At 65.1% G+C, this 14,372-nt stretch carries 12 protein-coding genes; 4 read left to right on the top strand and 8 right to left on the bottom strand.

From position 1 onward, the window contains the following. Positions 1 to 32: 32 nt before the first annotated feature. The 6 genes from QMX96_RS02885 to QMX96_RS02860 form a co-directional block, all read right to left on the bottom strand. A complete protein-coding gene (locus QMX96_RS02885) occupies positions 33 to 890 on the bottom strand; it encodes an HlyD family secretion protein (protein WP_043862597.1) in 858 nt (285 codons plus the stop codon). Positions 891 to 901: 11 nt separating this feature from the next. Continuing rightward, the gene (locus QMX96_RS02880; protein WP_043862598.1) at positions 902 to 1,108 is read right to left on the bottom strand and encodes a DUF1656 domain-containing protein; all 207 of its coding nucleotides are present in this window, start codon (positions 1,106 to 1,108) and stop codon (positions 902 to 904) included. Then, complete coding sequence (locus QMX96_RS02875; protein ID WP_043862599.1) at positions 1,095 to 3,083, bottom strand: FUSC family protein; 1,989 nt, start codon at positions 3,081 to 3,083, stop codon at positions 1,095 to 1,097. The genes QMX96_RS02880 and QMX96_RS02875 overlap by 14 nt, the downstream gene beginning before the upstream one ends. A 243-nt stretch (positions 3,084 to 3,326) precedes the next feature. Further along, entirely contained in the window at positions 3,327 to 3,443 is a 117-nt protein-coding gene (gene ccoM / locus QMX96_RS02870) for a cytochrome c oxidase subunit CcoM (RefSeq protein ID WP_043862641.1), read from the bottom strand. A 133-nt stretch (positions 3,444 to 3,576) separates the two neighbouring features. Then, positions 3,577 to 3,738, bottom strand: coding sequence for a hypothetical protein (locus QMX96_RS02865; RefSeq protein WP_088513942.1), 162 nt, complete (start codon positions 3,736 to 3,738; stop codon positions 3,577 to 3,579). Positions 3,739 to 3,808: 70 nt separating this feature from the next. After that, positions 3,809 to 4,138, bottom strand: a complete 330-nt coding sequence (locus tag QMX96_RS02860; RefSeq protein ID WP_043862600.1) for a hypothetical protein — start codon at positions 4,136 to 4,138, stop codon at positions 3,809 to 3,811. Positions 4,139 to 4,290: 152 nt separating this feature from the next. Here QMX96_RS02860 and QMX96_RS02855 point away from each other — a divergent pair, with 152 nt between their 5' ends. Beyond that, positions 4,291 to 4,905: a hypothetical protein gene (locus tag QMX96_RS02855; protein ID WP_058540984.1), complete on the top strand. Its 615-nt coding sequence runs from the start codon at positions 4,291 to 4,293 to the stop codon at positions 4,903 to 4,905. A gap of 6 nt (positions 4,906 to 4,911) precedes the next feature. Here the strand turns inward: QMX96_RS02855 and QMX96_RS02850 are convergent, their stop codons facing one another. After that, the gene (locus tag QMX96_RS02850) at positions 4,912 to 5,610 is read right to left on the bottom strand and encodes a hypothetical protein (protein ID WP_058540983.1); all 699 of its coding nucleotides are present in this window, start codon (positions 5,608 to 5,610) and stop codon (positions 4,912 to 4,914) included. Positions 5,611 to 5,726: 116 nt separating this feature from the next. Here QMX96_RS02850 and rapA point away from each other — a divergent pair, with 116 nt between their 5' ends. Further along, on the top strand, positions 5,727 to 8,573 hold the full coding sequence (rapA, locus tag QMX96_RS02845; RefSeq protein WP_054914722.1) for an RNA polymerase-associated protein RapA: 2,847 nt from the start codon (positions 5,727 to 5,729) through the stop codon (positions 8,571 to 8,573). A gap of 215 nt (positions 8,574 to 8,788) precedes the next feature. Next, positions 8,789 to 11,041, top strand: a complete 2,253-nt coding sequence (locus QMX96_RS02840; RefSeq protein ID WP_116052149.1) for an EAL domain-containing protein — start codon at positions 8,789 to 8,791, stop codon at positions 11,039 to 11,041. On the opposite strand, the gene QMX96_RS02835 is transcribed toward QMX96_RS02840, so the two are convergent. Next, positions 10,941 to 11,828, bottom strand: a complete 888-nt coding sequence (locus QMX96_RS02835) for an NAD(P)-dependent oxidoreductase (protein WP_043862605.1) — start codon at positions 11,826 to 11,828, stop codon at positions 10,941 to 10,943. The two genes, QMX96_RS02840 and QMX96_RS02835, sit on opposite strands and share 101 nt — an antisense overlap. Before the next feature lie 198 nt (positions 11,829 to 12,026). Between QMX96_RS02835 and QMX96_RS02830 the strand changes: the two genes are divergently transcribed. Continuing rightward, positions 12,027 to 14,213, top strand: coding sequence for a hypothetical protein (locus tag QMX96_RS02830; protein WP_054914724.1), 2,187 nt, complete (start codon positions 12,027 to 12,029; stop codon positions 14,211 to 14,213). The last annotated feature ends 159 nt before the right edge of the window (positions 14,214 to 14,372 follow it).

The following is a 14,372-nucleotide window of genomic DNA, read 5'->3' as shown; positions in this document are numbered from 1 at the left end:
CCGAATCGATGGGCGCGATTATAGGCGCTGCCTCAGTCCTCGCGCACCTGCACGCTGGCGGTCATGCCTGCACTGAGGTTGACCCCCGCCGGCACCTCGTCGAGCCGGATGCGCACCGGAATGCGCTGGGCCAGGCGCACCCAGTTGAAGGTCGGCTCCACTTCGGCCAGCAACTGGCTGTCGGGGGTGGCGTTGCGATCGGTGATGCCGCGGCTGATGCTCTGCACATGGCCCTGCATCGGCTCGCCGGCGCTCATCAGCCACACCTTGACCGGCGCACCGACCTTGATGCGCGGCAGCTTGGTTTCTTCGAAATAGGCCTGCACATAGAAGGTCGAGTCGTCCACCAGCGCCATCACCGGCTGCCCGGCATTCACATAATTGCCCTCGGCCAGGCGCAGGTTGGTGATGTGCCCGTCCCGCGGTGCCTTGACCTGGCTGCGCGCCAGGTTGAGCGCAGCCACCTTGACCTCGGCCAGAGCCTGGCGCAGCTCGCCACGGGCCACGGCGGCGTTGATCTGGGCATTTTCGCGCAGCTCGGCGCTGATCGCCTGCGGGCCCAGTGCAGCGCGGCGCGAGGCCTCGTGTTCGCGCAGGCGCAGTTGCTGCTGGCGGGTCTCGGCCACGGCATTGGCTTTTTCCAGCGCAGCCTCGAAGCGGTCCTTGTCGATGGACATCAGCAAATCCCCCGCCTTGACCTCCTGGTTGTCGTGCACCTTGAGCTCGCGCACCCAGCCCGACACATCCGGGGCGACGATCACCACGTCGGCGCGGATCTTCGCGTCGCGGGTCCAGGGGGTGAGCATGTAGTAACGCCACAGTTCGAGGCCGGCGAACACCGCCACCACCACCAGGCACAGGGTTACGGCAACACGCACATAGGTACGCATGGTCAAACTCCTTACAGGGGCCCCAGTACGCGGGTGACCAGGGCCAGAATACAAACGAACAGTGCAGTGTCGAACAGGGCTTCATGCCACACCCAGCGCCCCAGCGGGGTCAGACGCAGCAGCAGCCGCACCGCGAAAGTCAGCAGCAGCGCCAGCACCGCATAGATCAGAAACGGGCTGAGCAATACCCCGCCCATTGCCCACTCACGCAACCCCATGGAGTTCCTCCTGTCGCCGGCACCATTTGGCCCAGCTGTGTCGAAGTTGCAGTACCGCGCCCACGGCAAGACGCAGCGGGTCGCTGTCGGGGCGTTGCTGCAACGCCGCGATGAAGGCTTCGCTGGCAGCATCCAGGCGCTGCCCGCGCCCGGCACCCGGGCCCTGTGCCAGCACGTTTTCCAACTGCTGGAAATACGCGCGCTGCGCCGCGTCCGGTGGCACCTGGGCCACCGCCAGGCACATGCGCAGGTGCAGCAGTTCGTCGCCGATGTCCAGCCCGTGCAGGCCATCGTCCCAGTGGCCGCGCTCCTGCTCGGGCAGCGCGGTGTAATGGCGCGCCAGCTGCAGCAGGCGGTCGGCCATGCGTCCGCCAAACCAGGTTTCGGCGCCGCGCAGGTCGCGCCGGGTCAGGCGTACCAGGTCGTTCTGGGTGGCGGCGCGCAGGCGCCGGCCGTGCCATGCGGGGTTGCGCAACACCAGCAGCTTGAACGCCAGCACCGCTGCGCCCACCCCCAGCAGCATGGCCTGGGCACTGTTGAGAAAGTTGGCCACATCGAACGTCATGGTATTGAGCGGTGCCACCAGCACGATGAAGTGCAGGCAGTACGAAGTGGCTGTGGCGCCGATTTTCGGGTTGGCCATGCCCAGCGCGCCCAGGAACAGCGGCACCCCCATGCCCATGCACAGCAAGGCAAAACCGCTCCACTGCGGCAGCAGGATCTGCCCGACGAAGAACGCCACGGGCACCGCCAGCAGGATGCCGCGCAAAAAACTCATGCCGATCTGCGCGCCGTTCTCGCGACTGGCGAACAGGCTGCACACCACGCAGGTGAGCACCAGGCCGCCGGGCGCCGCCGACCAGGCGGTGGCCAGCCAGAAGCTGGCCATGGCCAGGAACGCCAGCGCACTGCGCGAGCCGAACAGCAGTGCCAGCGGCACGTCGCGGTGCACCGCCAGGCTGTCGGGCAGGTCGGCTGGTGCCTTGCCCTCCTCCACCGCGCGCAGGGCCAGGGTCGCCGCCATGGCGTTGTCCAGCAGCAGGGTCAGACGCGCCAGGCAGTAATGCTGCGCGGGGCTGTTGTGCTCGTCATGGGCGGCATCCCACACGCGCTGGCGCAGCACCAGCAGTGCGGCCTGATCGGGCTCGGCCAGGGCGGCCTGCACCTCGCTCAGCCACGGGGCCATGTGCTGCGCCTGTTCGTCGTCGAGCTGGCGCCACTGACGGCGTACAGAACGGGCGATGCGCAACAGGATCAGCAGCTTCTGGCTGAGCCCGCGAATCGCCCGGGCACGCTGGCGACCCAGGCTGCCTTCGAACCAGGCGTGTTCGCGCTGGGCATCCACCGCGACGATGCGCCCCAGAATCTCCAGAAGGCCCTTGCGCCCCTGTTCCTCGCCGGTCAGGGTCGCACTGGCCGCCTGCAGGCCGCTTTGCCAGGCCTGGCGAGCCTGCCCGCTGAGCTGCTGCTCGACCCGCATCGGCCAGAGCAAGGCGCTGACCAAGGTGGCGCAGATGATGCCCAGGCTGATCTCGGTGCAGCGTGCCACCGCCTGGTCGAACACCAGCAGCGGGTGATTGATGGCCGGCAAGGCGATGATCGCCACGGTGTAGCCGGCCAGCACGAAGGAATACGCCCAGGCGCTGCGCAGCAGGGTCGAGCAGGCCGTGCACAGCGCCAGCCACAGGGCCAGCGCCAGCAGAAACAGCCACGGCGTCTGGGCGAACAGGCCCATGAACACCACTGACATGATCGTGCCGACCAGCGTGCCGAACAGCCGTGCCAGGCCCTTCTGCAGCACCATGCCCGACAGCGGCTGGGCCACGATGAAAGCCGTCATCAACGCCCAGGCCGGTTGTTCCAGCCCCCAGCGCAACGCCAGCCACAGCGCCAACCCTCCGCCAAGCAGGGTTTTCACGGCAAATTGCACAGCGAGTCGGTTGGGCGCCAGCAGGGCCTGCAGAGTGATGGGCACGGATCGAACCTTGGGAAGCGATGAAGTAAAGATAGACACAGATACGCGGGAAAGGTCAGATGCGAATTATTAGCTAGCTAACTACTTATAGTCCAGAATTTTTCTGCCTTCTCGCGCCGGTAAGGCCGGTGCCTACAGGGCCCATCCCGGCAGGCCCCGGTACTGCCACCCCAAATTCCAGGCAAAAAAAATGGGCAACCGAAGTTGCCCTAAATGCCTTGCGTGCTCGTGTATCGGAAAGGATCAGCCCTGCTTGCGCTTGTTCGAGTCCTTCCAGATGAAAATACCCAGGCCTGCGAAAAACAGCAGCATCAGGCCGACTGTCACAACGCCAGCGATAACCACATTATCGAAGAACATATCGGCCTCCATTCGCCTGCACCTGTCTGATGGGGTAACAGTAGCGAATGGGGCGGGAGAGGAAATTGACCGAGGTCAATGGCGCCCATCAACGGACGCGCGAGGCGGGTGCAGGGTTGACCTGCATCAAGAATCAGCGCTTCTTCGGCTTGCCCTTGGGCTTTTTCTTGCCCTTGCCCAGGGGCATTGCCTGCTCGAACGCCTGACGCACTTCGTTCAGGCGCTTTTCCTTGAGGTCGTGCACGCGACGGGCGCGCTCGGCGCCGAAATCGATCAGGTTGTCGTCTTGGCTCATGTTCAGGCTCGTGGAACGGACTGCGGAAGTCGCCATGATGAGGGCTCGCGCCCGCACTGAACAGCCCCGCTCAGACTTCGATGTCCACCAGCAAGCCCTGGCGCGGCTGTTCGCCCATCAACGGCGCCACCGGCACGGTGTTGTCGGCGTTGACCTCGTCGCCCGGCAGGGCCTGGTACAGCTCTTCGTCCGGGGCCTTGCGGCGTTTGCCCTGGCGGCGGCGCTGCTCGTCACGCAGCAGTACCCCCGACTCCTGCGGGTCGCGCTTCTTGAAATCGATATTGCTGTCGGTGGCGCTGGGCTGGGCCGGCACCACGGGGGCGATGGTCGGCGGCTGCTTGACCGGGTCGTGTTGCGTGGTGACCGGGGCGGCACTGAGGGGAATGATGGGCGGCAGCATGGTTGTTGTTCTCCTGTCGCCAATGTGTCGGCTGCCAAACGGCAGCCTTGAGCGCCGATGGCAAAAGTGTGGCACCCGTCACAGCCAGGGGTGTGCCTGAGTATAGTACGCTGCGCTTCCCGTTTTTCGCCCTATTAAGGCAGGAGCCTACGATGCGCATCCCCTATCGCCTCCTGGCGAGTATCGGCCTGGCCACGGCCGGCCTTGCGGCCATGGCCGACCCGGCTCCGGTGCTGTTCGGTGGCTGGCGCAACCTCGCCACGGCGGCCGATGCCGGGTATGTCGAAGAGAACATGGCATTCGCCATGCTGCCGGCAGTGGTTGCCCGCGGCACGCGCATGGCCGTGCTGGACGAGCAGCGCAAGCAGACCGTGTGTTGCCTGGAGGTGGTCAGCGTGCCGCTTGAAGACCGCCTGCTGCGCCACCGTTTCGACCTGCCGGGCGTCTGGGTGAGCGACCTGCGCAATGACTGGAACATCGACCACCGGCCCTACCTGCCCGAGGTGTTCGCCCTGCAACGACGCGACGCCCTGGTCGACTATCACTTCGATGAAAATGGCTACGGCCACCTGGGGGGCCTGCTCGTCCCGGCCGATGCGCGAATCACACCCCAGGGCACGCTGCACACCGGTGGCCAGACGTTCATCGTCGACATCGATACCCAGCCAATGGCCAACGACAACGGCTCGATGAGCCGCTACACCCTGACCGACACACGCAACCCGCAGCACCGCTATACGGTGGAAGTCCCCGTCGCCACCTACTGACGTGCCCTACTGATCGGGGTCGTCATCGTCCGGTTCGGGCGCCGCTTCGCTCCACGGGCGCTTGAGCACGCTGTTCCAGACCTTCTCCAGGTGTTCGCGCAGCACCGGCGGTGCGTCCTTGAGGGTGGGGCCGTCTTCGCGTTCACCACCAAAGGCATCCTCGCCTTCCGGGGCGATCAGCGACTGGCCGTTGATCACGTAGCTGGCGGCCCCTTCGCGCAGTTCCACATGCAGGTCCTGCGGGTCGACACCGCCGCCGCAAAAGGAATGGCTGGCAACGGTCAGCTCGGCCACACCATCGTTGTTCAGGTCGCTGGCGCCGCTGACGTCGGTATAGAAGCCCACGTCCAGGTCCAGCCCCGGGCAGGTGGTTTCATTCTCGATGGTCCAGCGCGCCTTGTAGGTTTGGGCGTCGTGGCTGCGGCCATACAGGGTGGCGGTGAGCACCACCCGGTCGACCTCCTGCTGGGTTTCCTCGTCGCTGACCTGGTCGTCCAGGCGGCTGAGTACCAGCACCGCCTCGCCGTCGCGGTCGCGAAAGTGCACGTTCTGCACCGGCACCTGCACGCCCAGCGCCGCCAGCGCCGGGGGCTCCAGTGGTGGCAGCAGTTCGAAACCCTGCTGGTCGCAGGCGCCGAGCGAGGCCAGGCTGGCCAGTACGATGCAGTGGCGTAACGGGAGGGACAGCAGAGGGTGTCGGAGCATGGGTCGAGGCCTGTGGTGGCAAAGACGGCTTTCGTCGATGAAATCGCCAGACGCTTTGGTCTGTGCAGCCCTATCCGTTAAGATAGTCGCCTTTTGAATGGCGGGAGTCAGGCAGTATGGCGCAGCAGTATCAACCGGGGCAACGCTGGATCAGCGACAGCGAAGCCGAGCTGGGTCTAGGGACCGTTCTGGCACAGGACGGCCGCTTGTTGACCGTGCTCTACCCGGCCACTGGCGACACCCGCCAGTACTCCCTGCGCAATGCGCCCCTGACCCGCGTGCGTTTCTCGCCGGGCGACCAGATCACCCACTTCGAAGGCTGGAAGCTGACCGTGCGCGAAGTCGAGGTCATCGACGGCCTGATGGTCTACCACGGCCTCGATGCCCAGAACCAGGCCTGCACCCTGCCTGAAACCCAGCTGTCGAACTTCATCCAGTTCCGCCTGGCCAGCGACCGCCTGTTCGCCGGGCAGATCGACCCGCTGGCGTGGTTCTCGCTGCGCTACAACACCCTGGAACACACCAGCCGCCAGTTGCAGTCGTCGCTGTGGGGCCTGGGCGGCACCCGTGCCCAGCCGATCGCCCACCAGTTGCACATTGCCCGCGAAGTGGCCGACCGTATCGCCCCGCGCGTACTGCTGGCCGACGAAGTGGGCCTGGGCAAGACCATCGAAGCCGGCCTGGTGATCCATCGCCAGCTGCTCACGGGTCGCGCCAGCCGCGTGCTGATCCTGGTGCCGGAGAACCTGCAGCACCAGTGGCTGGTGGAAATGCGCCGCCGCTTCAACCTGCAGGTGGCACTGTTCGACGCCGAGCGCTTCATCGAAAGCGATGCCAGCAACCCGTTCGAGGATGCGCAACTGGCGCTGGTGGCGCTGGAGTGGCTGACCGAGGATGAAAAGGCCCAGGACGCGCTGTTCGCCGCCGGCTGGGACCTGCTGGTGGTCGACGAGGCGCACCACCTGGTGTGGCACGAAGACCAGGTCAGCCCGGAGTACGCGCTGGTCGAGCAACTGGCCGAGGTCATCCCCGGCGTACTGCTGCTGACCGCCACCCCCGAGCAACTGGGCCAGGACAGCCACTTCGCACGCCTGCGCCTGCTCGACCCCAACCGTTTCCACGACCTGGCCGCGTTCCGCGCCGAGAGCGACAACTATCGCCCGGTGGCCGAGGCGGTGCAGGAGCTGCTCGATGAAGGCCGCCTGTCGCCCAAGGCCCACGCCACCATCCAGGGCTTCCTGGGTGCCGAAGGCGAGGCGCTGCTGGCCGCAGTCAACGATGGCGACACCCAGGCCAGCGCACGCCTGATCCGCGAGCTGCTGGACCGCCACGGCACCGGCCGCGTGCTGTTTCGCAACACCCGCGCCGCGGTGCAGGGCTTCCCGCAGCGCCAGCTGCACGCCTACCCGCTGCCGTGCCCCGACGAGTACATGGAACTGCCGGTGGGCGAGCATGCCGACCTGTACCCGGAGGTCAGCTTCCAGGCCCAGGGCGACAGCGACGAAGAGAGCCGCTGGTGGCGCTTCGACCCACGGGTCGAATGGCTGATCGACACCCTCAAGATGCTCAAGCGGGTCAAGGTGCTGGTGATCTGCGCCCACGCCGAAACCGCGATGGACCTGGAAGACGCCCTGCGCGTGCGCTCGGGCATTCCGGCCACGGTGTTCCATGAGGGCATGAGCATCCTGGAGCGCGACCGCGCCGCCGCCTACTTTGCCGACGAAGAGTTCGGCGCGCAGGTGCTGATCTGCTCGGAAATCGGCAGCGAAGGCCGCAACTTCCAGTTCGCCCACCACCTGGTGCTGTTCGACCTGCCGGCCCACCCCGACCTGCTGGAACAGCGCATCGGCCGCCTGGACCGTATCGGCCAGAAGCACACCATCGAGCTGCATGTGCCGCACCTGCAGAACAGCCCGCAGGAGCGCCTGTTCCAGTGGTATCACCAGGCACTCAATGCCTTCCTCAATACCTGCCCTACCGGCAACGCCCTGCAGCACCAGTTCGGCCCGCGCCTGCTGCCGCTGCTGGAAAGCGGCGACGACGGCGAGTGGGAAGCGCTGGTCAACGAAGCCTGCGCCGAGCGCCAGCGCCTGGAGTCGGAGCTGCACAGCGGCCGCGACCGCCTGCTGGAGCTCAACTCCGGTGGTGCCGGCGAAGGCCAGGCGCTGGTGGAGGCGATCCTCGAGCAGGACGACCAGTTCGCGCTGCCGATCTACATGGAAACCCTGTTCGACGCCTTCGGTATCGACAGCGAGGACCACTCGGAAAACGCCCTGATCCTCAAGCCGAGCGAGAAGATGCTCGACGCCAGCTTCCCGCTGGGCGACGACGAAGGCGTGACCATCACCTACGACCGCAACCAGGCGCTGTCGCGCGAGGACATGCAGTTCATCACCTGGGAACACCCCATGGTGCAGGGCGGCATGGACCTGGTGCTCAGCGGCTCGATGGGCAATACCGCGGTGGCGCTGATCAAGAACAAGGCGCTCAAGCCGGGCACCGTGCTGCTCGAACTGCTGTACGTCAGCGAAGTGGTCGCCCCGCGCGCCCTGCAACTGGGCCGCTACCTGCCGCCGGCAGCGCTGCGCTGCCTGCTCGACACCAACGGCAACGACCTGGCGGCGCGGGTGTCGTTCGAGACCCTCAACGACCAGCTCGAAAGCGTGCCCAAGGCCAGCGCCAACAAGTTCATCCAGGCCCAGCGCGATGTCCTGACCCCGCGCATCAATGCCGGCGAGGCCAAGATCATGCCGCGCCACGCCGAGCGTGTGGCCGAGGCGCAGCGCCGCCTGGCAGCCGAAACCGATGAAGAACTGGCGCGCCTGACCGCGTTGCAGGCGGTCAACCCGACCGTGCGCGACACCGAAATCCAGGCCTTGCGTGCGCAACGCGAGCAGGGCCTGGCGATGCTGGAGAAGGCCGCACTGCGCCTTGAGGCAATTCGGGTACTGGTCGCCGGCTGACCCACTGGCCGGCTCCTGCATGATCGATGCAGGAGCCGGCCTTGCCGGCCAAGGGCGCGACCCGGTTTTAGAACCAAACGCTATCGCCCCAATCTCCAATCCATACAAGTCAATCTGCCATTAATCCCGATGGGTTAATGCTCTCTTCCTATACTCAGCCAAAACCGTCTCCACTCCGCTGGAGGCCGCGTGCACACCGGACCAAGAGGCATGCTATGGAGTGGCAGGGGCTGCATGTACTCGCCGAACTTCCCGCAACCGGACAATTGCTCCTCGATTGCCGGCACAACCCTTACCTGGTGGCACTTGCCTACCTGGTCGCCTGCGCGGGTAGTTTCGCCACCTTCGACATCATCGAACGCGTGGGCAATGCCGAGCACAGCGCCGCCCAACGTCAATGGCGCCTGCTCGGCACCTTCTGCCTGGCCTGCAGCGTGTGGGGCATGCACTTCATCGGCATGCTCGCCTTCCAGGCCCCCCTCGAGGTGCACTACGACCTGGCCCTGACGGCCGTATCGCTGCTGCTGATGCTGCTCGCCGCCTGGAGTGCGATGAACCTGCTCGGCACACCCCAGCCGCGCCTGCACCAGCATGTGCTGGCGGCCATCGCCATCGGCCTGGGCATCGGCGCCATGCATTACACCGGCATGGCAGCCATGCGCTCCAACGCCTCGCAGTTCTACCGCGCCGACCTGCTGGCGAGTTCGGTGGTGGTCGCCTTCGGCGTCAGCCTGCTGGCGTTGCTGCTGACCCGCTACCGCCCGGCCCAGAGCAACTGGCCCAGGTACGTCGCCAGCCTGGTGATGGCCACCGGCATCATCGCCACCCATTTCACCGGCATGTGGGCCCTGACCCTGGTGCTGCCCGTGGACGCGCCGCTGCAGTTGCCGATCACCGACAACAGCCTGCACCTGAGCCTGGCCATCGCCTTCGTCGCCCTGCTGATCAGCGCCAGTTGCATCAGCGCCGCCCTGTCGGACAAGAAGCTGCAGAGCAAGGAGCACGACCTGCGCCGGGTCAACATGCTGCTCAGCCAGCTGGACCAGGCACGGGTCTCGCTGCAACAGGCGGCGCACTACGATGCACTGACCAACCTGGTCAACCGTCGCGGTTTCAACCAGCTGTTCGCCGAGCGCCTGGCCGAACAGGCGGCCAGCGGCGGCATGCTGGCGGTGATGTTCCTGGACATCGACCACTTCAAGCGCATCAATGACAGCCTGGGCCATGACGCGGGGGACCAGTTGCTGCAGGTGATCGCCGCGCAGATCAAGAGCGCCACCCGCAGCCACGACGTGGTGGCCCGCTTCGGCGGCGACGAGTTCTGCATTCTGATCGGCCTGCACAACCGCGACGAGGCCCGCCACCTGGCGCAGCGCATCATGCACAAGGTCAAGGAACCGATCGACCTGAGCGGCCGGCGCATGGTGATGACCACCAGCATCGGCATCAGCGTGTTCCCCGACGATGGCGAAAGCTGCGACGAGCTGCTCAAGCACGCGGACCTGGCGCTGTATCAGTCCAAGGGCTGCGGGCGCAACAACCTGAACTTCTTCAGCAGCAACCTGAAAACCCGCGCCACCCTGGAGCTGCAACTGGAGGAGGAGCTGCGCGTGGCCCTGCTCGAAGAACGCGGGCTGCGCATCCACTACCAGCCGATCTTCGACCTGGCCAGCGGCCAGGTGGCCAAGCTCGAAGCGCTGATCCGCTGGCAGCACCCGCAGCACGGCCTGCTCAGCCCCGACCGCTTCATCGGCATTGCCGAAGCGAACGGCCTGATCGGCGAGCTCGACCTGTGGGTGTTGCGCCGCGCCTGCCAGGACCTGGCGCAGTTGAGCCGCCATGGCTTCGACCAACTCAAGGTCACCGTCAACTGCTCGGCGCTGACCCTGGGCCGCGAAGAACTCGTCAGCGAAGTGGAAGATGCGCTGTTCAGCGCGGGGCTGCCGGCCTGGCGCCTGGAAATGGAGGTGACCGAAAACGCGCTGATGGGCAACATCCACAACACCATCGCCCTGCTCAAGCGTATCCGGGCCAAGGGCGTTTCACTCTCGATCGACGACTTCGGCACCGGCTACTCATCGCTGGCCTACCTCAAGCGCCTGCCGCTGGACACGCTGAAGATCGACCGCTCGTTCATCCAGGACATCCCCCACTCCGAGCAGGACATGGACATCGTGCAGGCCATCATCATCATGGCCCACACCCTGCACCTGAAGGTGGTGACCGAGGGAGTGGAAACCGTCGAGCAGTACCAGTTCCTGCGCCAGCAGGGCTGCGACTTTCTGCAGGGCTACCTGTTCAGCCGCCCGGTACCGATGGGCGAGCTGCACGCGGTGCTCGGCAGCCTCAACCAGTGCAGCGACCTGCCTATGGCTTGCGGCGAAACAGCTCGACCAGGGTTGCGGGATCCTTTTCCAGGTAACCCTGGCTGCCGTGCAAGCGCATCAGCTGCGCCGCCAGGCCGCTGATCGGGGTGGCCGAGCCCTGCTCGCGGGAAAACTTGACCGCCGTATCCAGGTCCTTGAGCAAGGTGCGCACGTGCCACTTAACCGGCTCGTAACGCTGCTCGGCCATTTGCGGGGCCAGGATCTGCAGCGGCCTGGAATCGGCGAAACCGCCCGCCAGGGCTTCGGCGATCAGGCTGGCATCCACCCCTGACTGTTCGGCCAGGGCCACCACCTCGGCAATCACCAGTGCGTTACAGGCCACGATCATCTGGTTGCAGGCCTTGGTCACCTGCCCTGCCCCCACCGCGCCCATGTGCGTGACCCGCTGCCCCAGCACCTGGAGCACCGGGCGCACCCGCTCAAGATCGGCCGCCTCGCCGCCGACCATGATCGCCAGGCTGCCGGCCTCGGCGCCCGGGGTGCCGCCCGACACCGGTGCATCCAGCCAGTGCATGCCGCAGGCCTGCCTCAGCTGTGCGGCCATTTGCCGCGTGGCGCCGGGCTCCAGGCTGGAAAAATCCACCAGCAGCTGCCCGGCCGCGCCGCCTGCGGCGATACCGTCGTCACCGAACACCACCTCGTGCACCACCTGGGTGTCGGCCAGGCACAGCATCACCACGTCCGCCGCCGCGCAGAGCTCTGCCGGGCTGTTCGCCTGGCTCGCCCCGGCGGCCACCAGTGGCGCGCACTTGTCCGATGAACGGTTCCACACGGTCAACGGAAAACCGGCCGCCAGCAGGCGCCGACACATGGGCAATCCCATCAGACCGATACCGGCGAACCCCAGCGAAGGTAGTGCAATGCTCATGACAGCTCCTGGCAAATTAAAGAAGTTGGCGATGCGGACGATTCAGTTCTCAGACGTGACAGGAAAACCCTTAGAGGGTTATAGGGCAGGACCCTATCGCTCACGCCAAAGGCGCACTGATACAGTCGCGAAACTTATCCCGTGATGGCTCGATGATATCGACTTTTACCAGCCGTCCACCCAGGCAAATGGCGCAAAATGACCTCAAAGAATACTTCTGCCACCGCGGTTTCCGAGCTGATGTCATCCTCCACCGCGCTCACCGCCCCGGCGCCTCGAGAATACTACAGCCCGCGCGCGGCTACGCCGCAGCAGTACCTGTATTACACCGAGACCGACATCCAGCGCATCCTGGACAACCTCGACGGCCTGCGCGACCTGGTGTTCCCGCCCAGTGTGCATGTCGAAGATGACACCCAGTTGCGCCTGGACCAGCAGTTCCCTTCGGTGTGCCTGATCGGCCTGGGTCGTTGCGGTTCGAACATTGCCCTGGATGTGGCGGAGCTGGTGTACAACGCCCGCACCTTCTACCTCAACGAATTCAACAACGAAGACCGCCACGCCGGCGAGCAGCCCTACAGCCCGGGCCGCTGGATCCGCAACAACCTGCGCCTGGTGCAGAACAAGGGCGCCAAGCCGGTGTTCCTGGTGGAACCGCTGGTGATGCTGGGCGACCTGGACAAGGATATCGCCGGGCGCATCCGTTTTTCGCGCAAGGGCGAGAAGAGCGGCTTTCTGCGCGACTACAGCAAGATGAAGATCATGGACCTGTCCGAGGTGCATGCGGGCGGCGCCGGCAACGCGCCGATCCTGGGCCAGTACCTGGCCAAGATCATCCTCAACAAGGAAACCCAGCGCTTCTCCAGTGCCGACTGGAAGCTGATCCACTCGTACCTGATCGACTCGTGCGGCATCAAGGCCAACCAGTCGCGCCTGTACTTCTACATCTTCAGCGCCGGTGGCGGTACCGGCTCGGGCATGGCATCGGAGTTCGGCCTGGCCCAGCAGTTCTCGTACATGAACAAGACGTTCGACACCAAGCCGGCCGACGAGAACGACACCAAGAGCGGGCACTCCTTCGTCTTCGAGCCGATCTTCACCAGCGGCATCTGCGTGCTGCCGAACATCTCCGACCACCGCAGCGAGATGTCCGAGGCACTGCACATCAACGCCGGCCGCCTGCTGTGCAAGTACCTGTCGGAGGAATGGGACTTCTCGTACAACTTCGACAACGAGGACAGCAGCGAAGCCAGCGTGATGGGGCGTATCCGTCCGTGGAACGCGATGATGCTGATCTCCAACGACATCATGCGCTATGCCGAGGAGAACGATGACGGCAACATCCAGGACATTGACGTCAATGCCATGGAGAAGCACGCCAACCAGTACATCTCGCAGCAGATCTTCAACATCCTCACCGCCCAGGCGGTGACCACCGACTACGACCAGAACTACTTCCGGCGCGCCGGCATCGACATCGGCGAGACCATCCGCCTGGATGCCAACGACCTGTTCATGAGCCTGGCCGGCCCGGTGGCCATCGCCTACGCCGAATCGGTAGTGCCCGAGCAGCCGACGCCAGGCAACGACAAGTTCAAGGTGTTCGAGAAAGAGAAGCCGCAGCTCAACATCGACGACCTGTTCTTCCGCTCCATCGACCTGCCGCACTTCAACAAGGTGACCCAGGCGATCGAGGGCATCAGCCTGCTGCCGATCGAGTCCAAGCGCTATCGCGCGGCCCTGGAGCAGTACAAGACCTCCGGCTACGACGCCGCGGCGCTGCATGACCTGCACTTCTTCAAGAACTGCTCGTCGGTGGTGTCGATCGTGTCCCTGCCCAAGGACTACAAGCTCTCGTACATGGACCTGAACCGGCTCAAGACCCACCTCAACAGCCTGTTCCCCAACACCACGCTCAAGCGCTACGCGCTGGTGATCGGCGCCTCGGCCAACCTGTCGCTGACCACCCTGATCGCCAAGAGCCCGTGCCTGTCGGACGACTTCCTGACCCTGATCGTGGCGTTCATCAAGCGCTGTTTCGCGCGCACCCCGTACCGTTTCGACGACACGCTGGACAACGCCATCCTCGACTTCATCACCCGTGAGGAATTCGACGAGGACCGTATCGACGACCTGCTCAACGAGTTCGAGAACCCGGCCAAGATCCTCGATACCAACTGGTACGCGATCAAGCCGATGTACGAGAAGAAGTACCGCGAGCTGATCAACGACAAGAGCAAGTTCGTGTCGATCAACGATATCCGCCTGTCACGCGAGTGCGTGAAGAAGGCGGTGAAGTACCTGCGCGAGATCTACCGTCACCGCATCGGCAAGACGCGGGTGATTTCGCTCAACAGCCATACGGGCAAGACAGACTACGAGTAATCTGCGCGGCGGCTTTGCGGCCATCGCGGGTCAAGCCCGCTCCCACCAAGGTCTCCACCAACCTGTGGGAGCGGGCTTGACCCGCGATGAGGCAAGAACTGTTACCGCGTTTTTTGAACCCCTGCCCCACTGTTACCAACAACCACCCCGCCTGAACGC

Origin of the sequence: Pseudomonas sp. PS01300, from assembly GCF_029960155.1 — a bacterium.
Taxonomy (GTDB): Bacteria; Pseudomonadota; Gammaproteobacteria; order Pseudomonadales; family Pseudomonadaceae; genus Aquipseudomonas; species Aquipseudomonas palmensis.
This window is presented reverse-complemented; position numbering and strand designations above follow the sequence as displayed.

Excerpts from the sequence above, each read along its gene's own strand:
- QMX96_RS02855 (WP_058540984.1), top strand. The coding sequence starts at position 4,291 with ATGCGCATCCCCTATCGCCTCCTGGCGAGTATCGGCCTGGCCACGGCC.
- rapA (WP_054914722.1), top strand. The coding sequence starts at position 5,727 with ATGGCGCAGCAGTATCAACCGGGGCAACGCTGGATCAGCGACAGCGAA.
- QMX96_RS02880 (WP_043862598.1), bottom strand. The coding sequence starts at position 1,108 with ATGGGGTTGCGTGAGTGGGCAATGGGCGGGGTATTGCTCAGCCCGTTT.
- QMX96_RS02850 (WP_058540983.1), bottom strand. The coding sequence starts at position 5,610 with ATGCTCCGACACCCTCTGCTGTCCCTCCCGTTACGCCACTGCATCGTA.
- QMX96_RS02840 (WP_116052149.1), top strand. The coding sequence starts at position 8,789 with ATGGAGTGGCAGGGGCTGCATGTACTCGCCGAACTTCCCGCAACCGGA.
- QMX96_RS02835 (WP_043862605.1), bottom strand. The coding sequence starts at position 11,828 with ATGAGCATTGCACTACCTTCGCTGGGGTTCGCCGGTATCGGTCTGATG.
- QMX96_RS02830 (WP_054914724.1), top strand. The coding sequence starts at position 12,027 with ATGACCTCAAAGAATACTTCTGCCACCGCGGTTTCCGAGCTGATGTCA.
- QMX96_RS02860 (WP_043862600.1), bottom strand. The coding sequence starts at position 4,138 with ATGCTGCCGCCCATCATTCCCCTCAGTGCCGCCCCGGTCACCACGCAA.
- QMX96_RS02865 (WP_088513942.1), bottom strand. The coding sequence starts at position 3,738 with ATGAGCCAAGACGACAACCTGATCGATTTCGGCGCCGAGCGCGCCCGT.
- ccoM (WP_043862641.1), bottom strand. The coding sequence starts at position 3,443 with ATGTTCTTCGATAATGTGGTTATCGCTGGCGTTGTGACAGTCGGCCTG.
- QMX96_RS02885 (WP_043862597.1), bottom strand. The coding sequence starts at position 890 with ATGCGTACCTATGTGCGTGTTGCCGTAACCCTGTGCCTGGTGGTGGTG.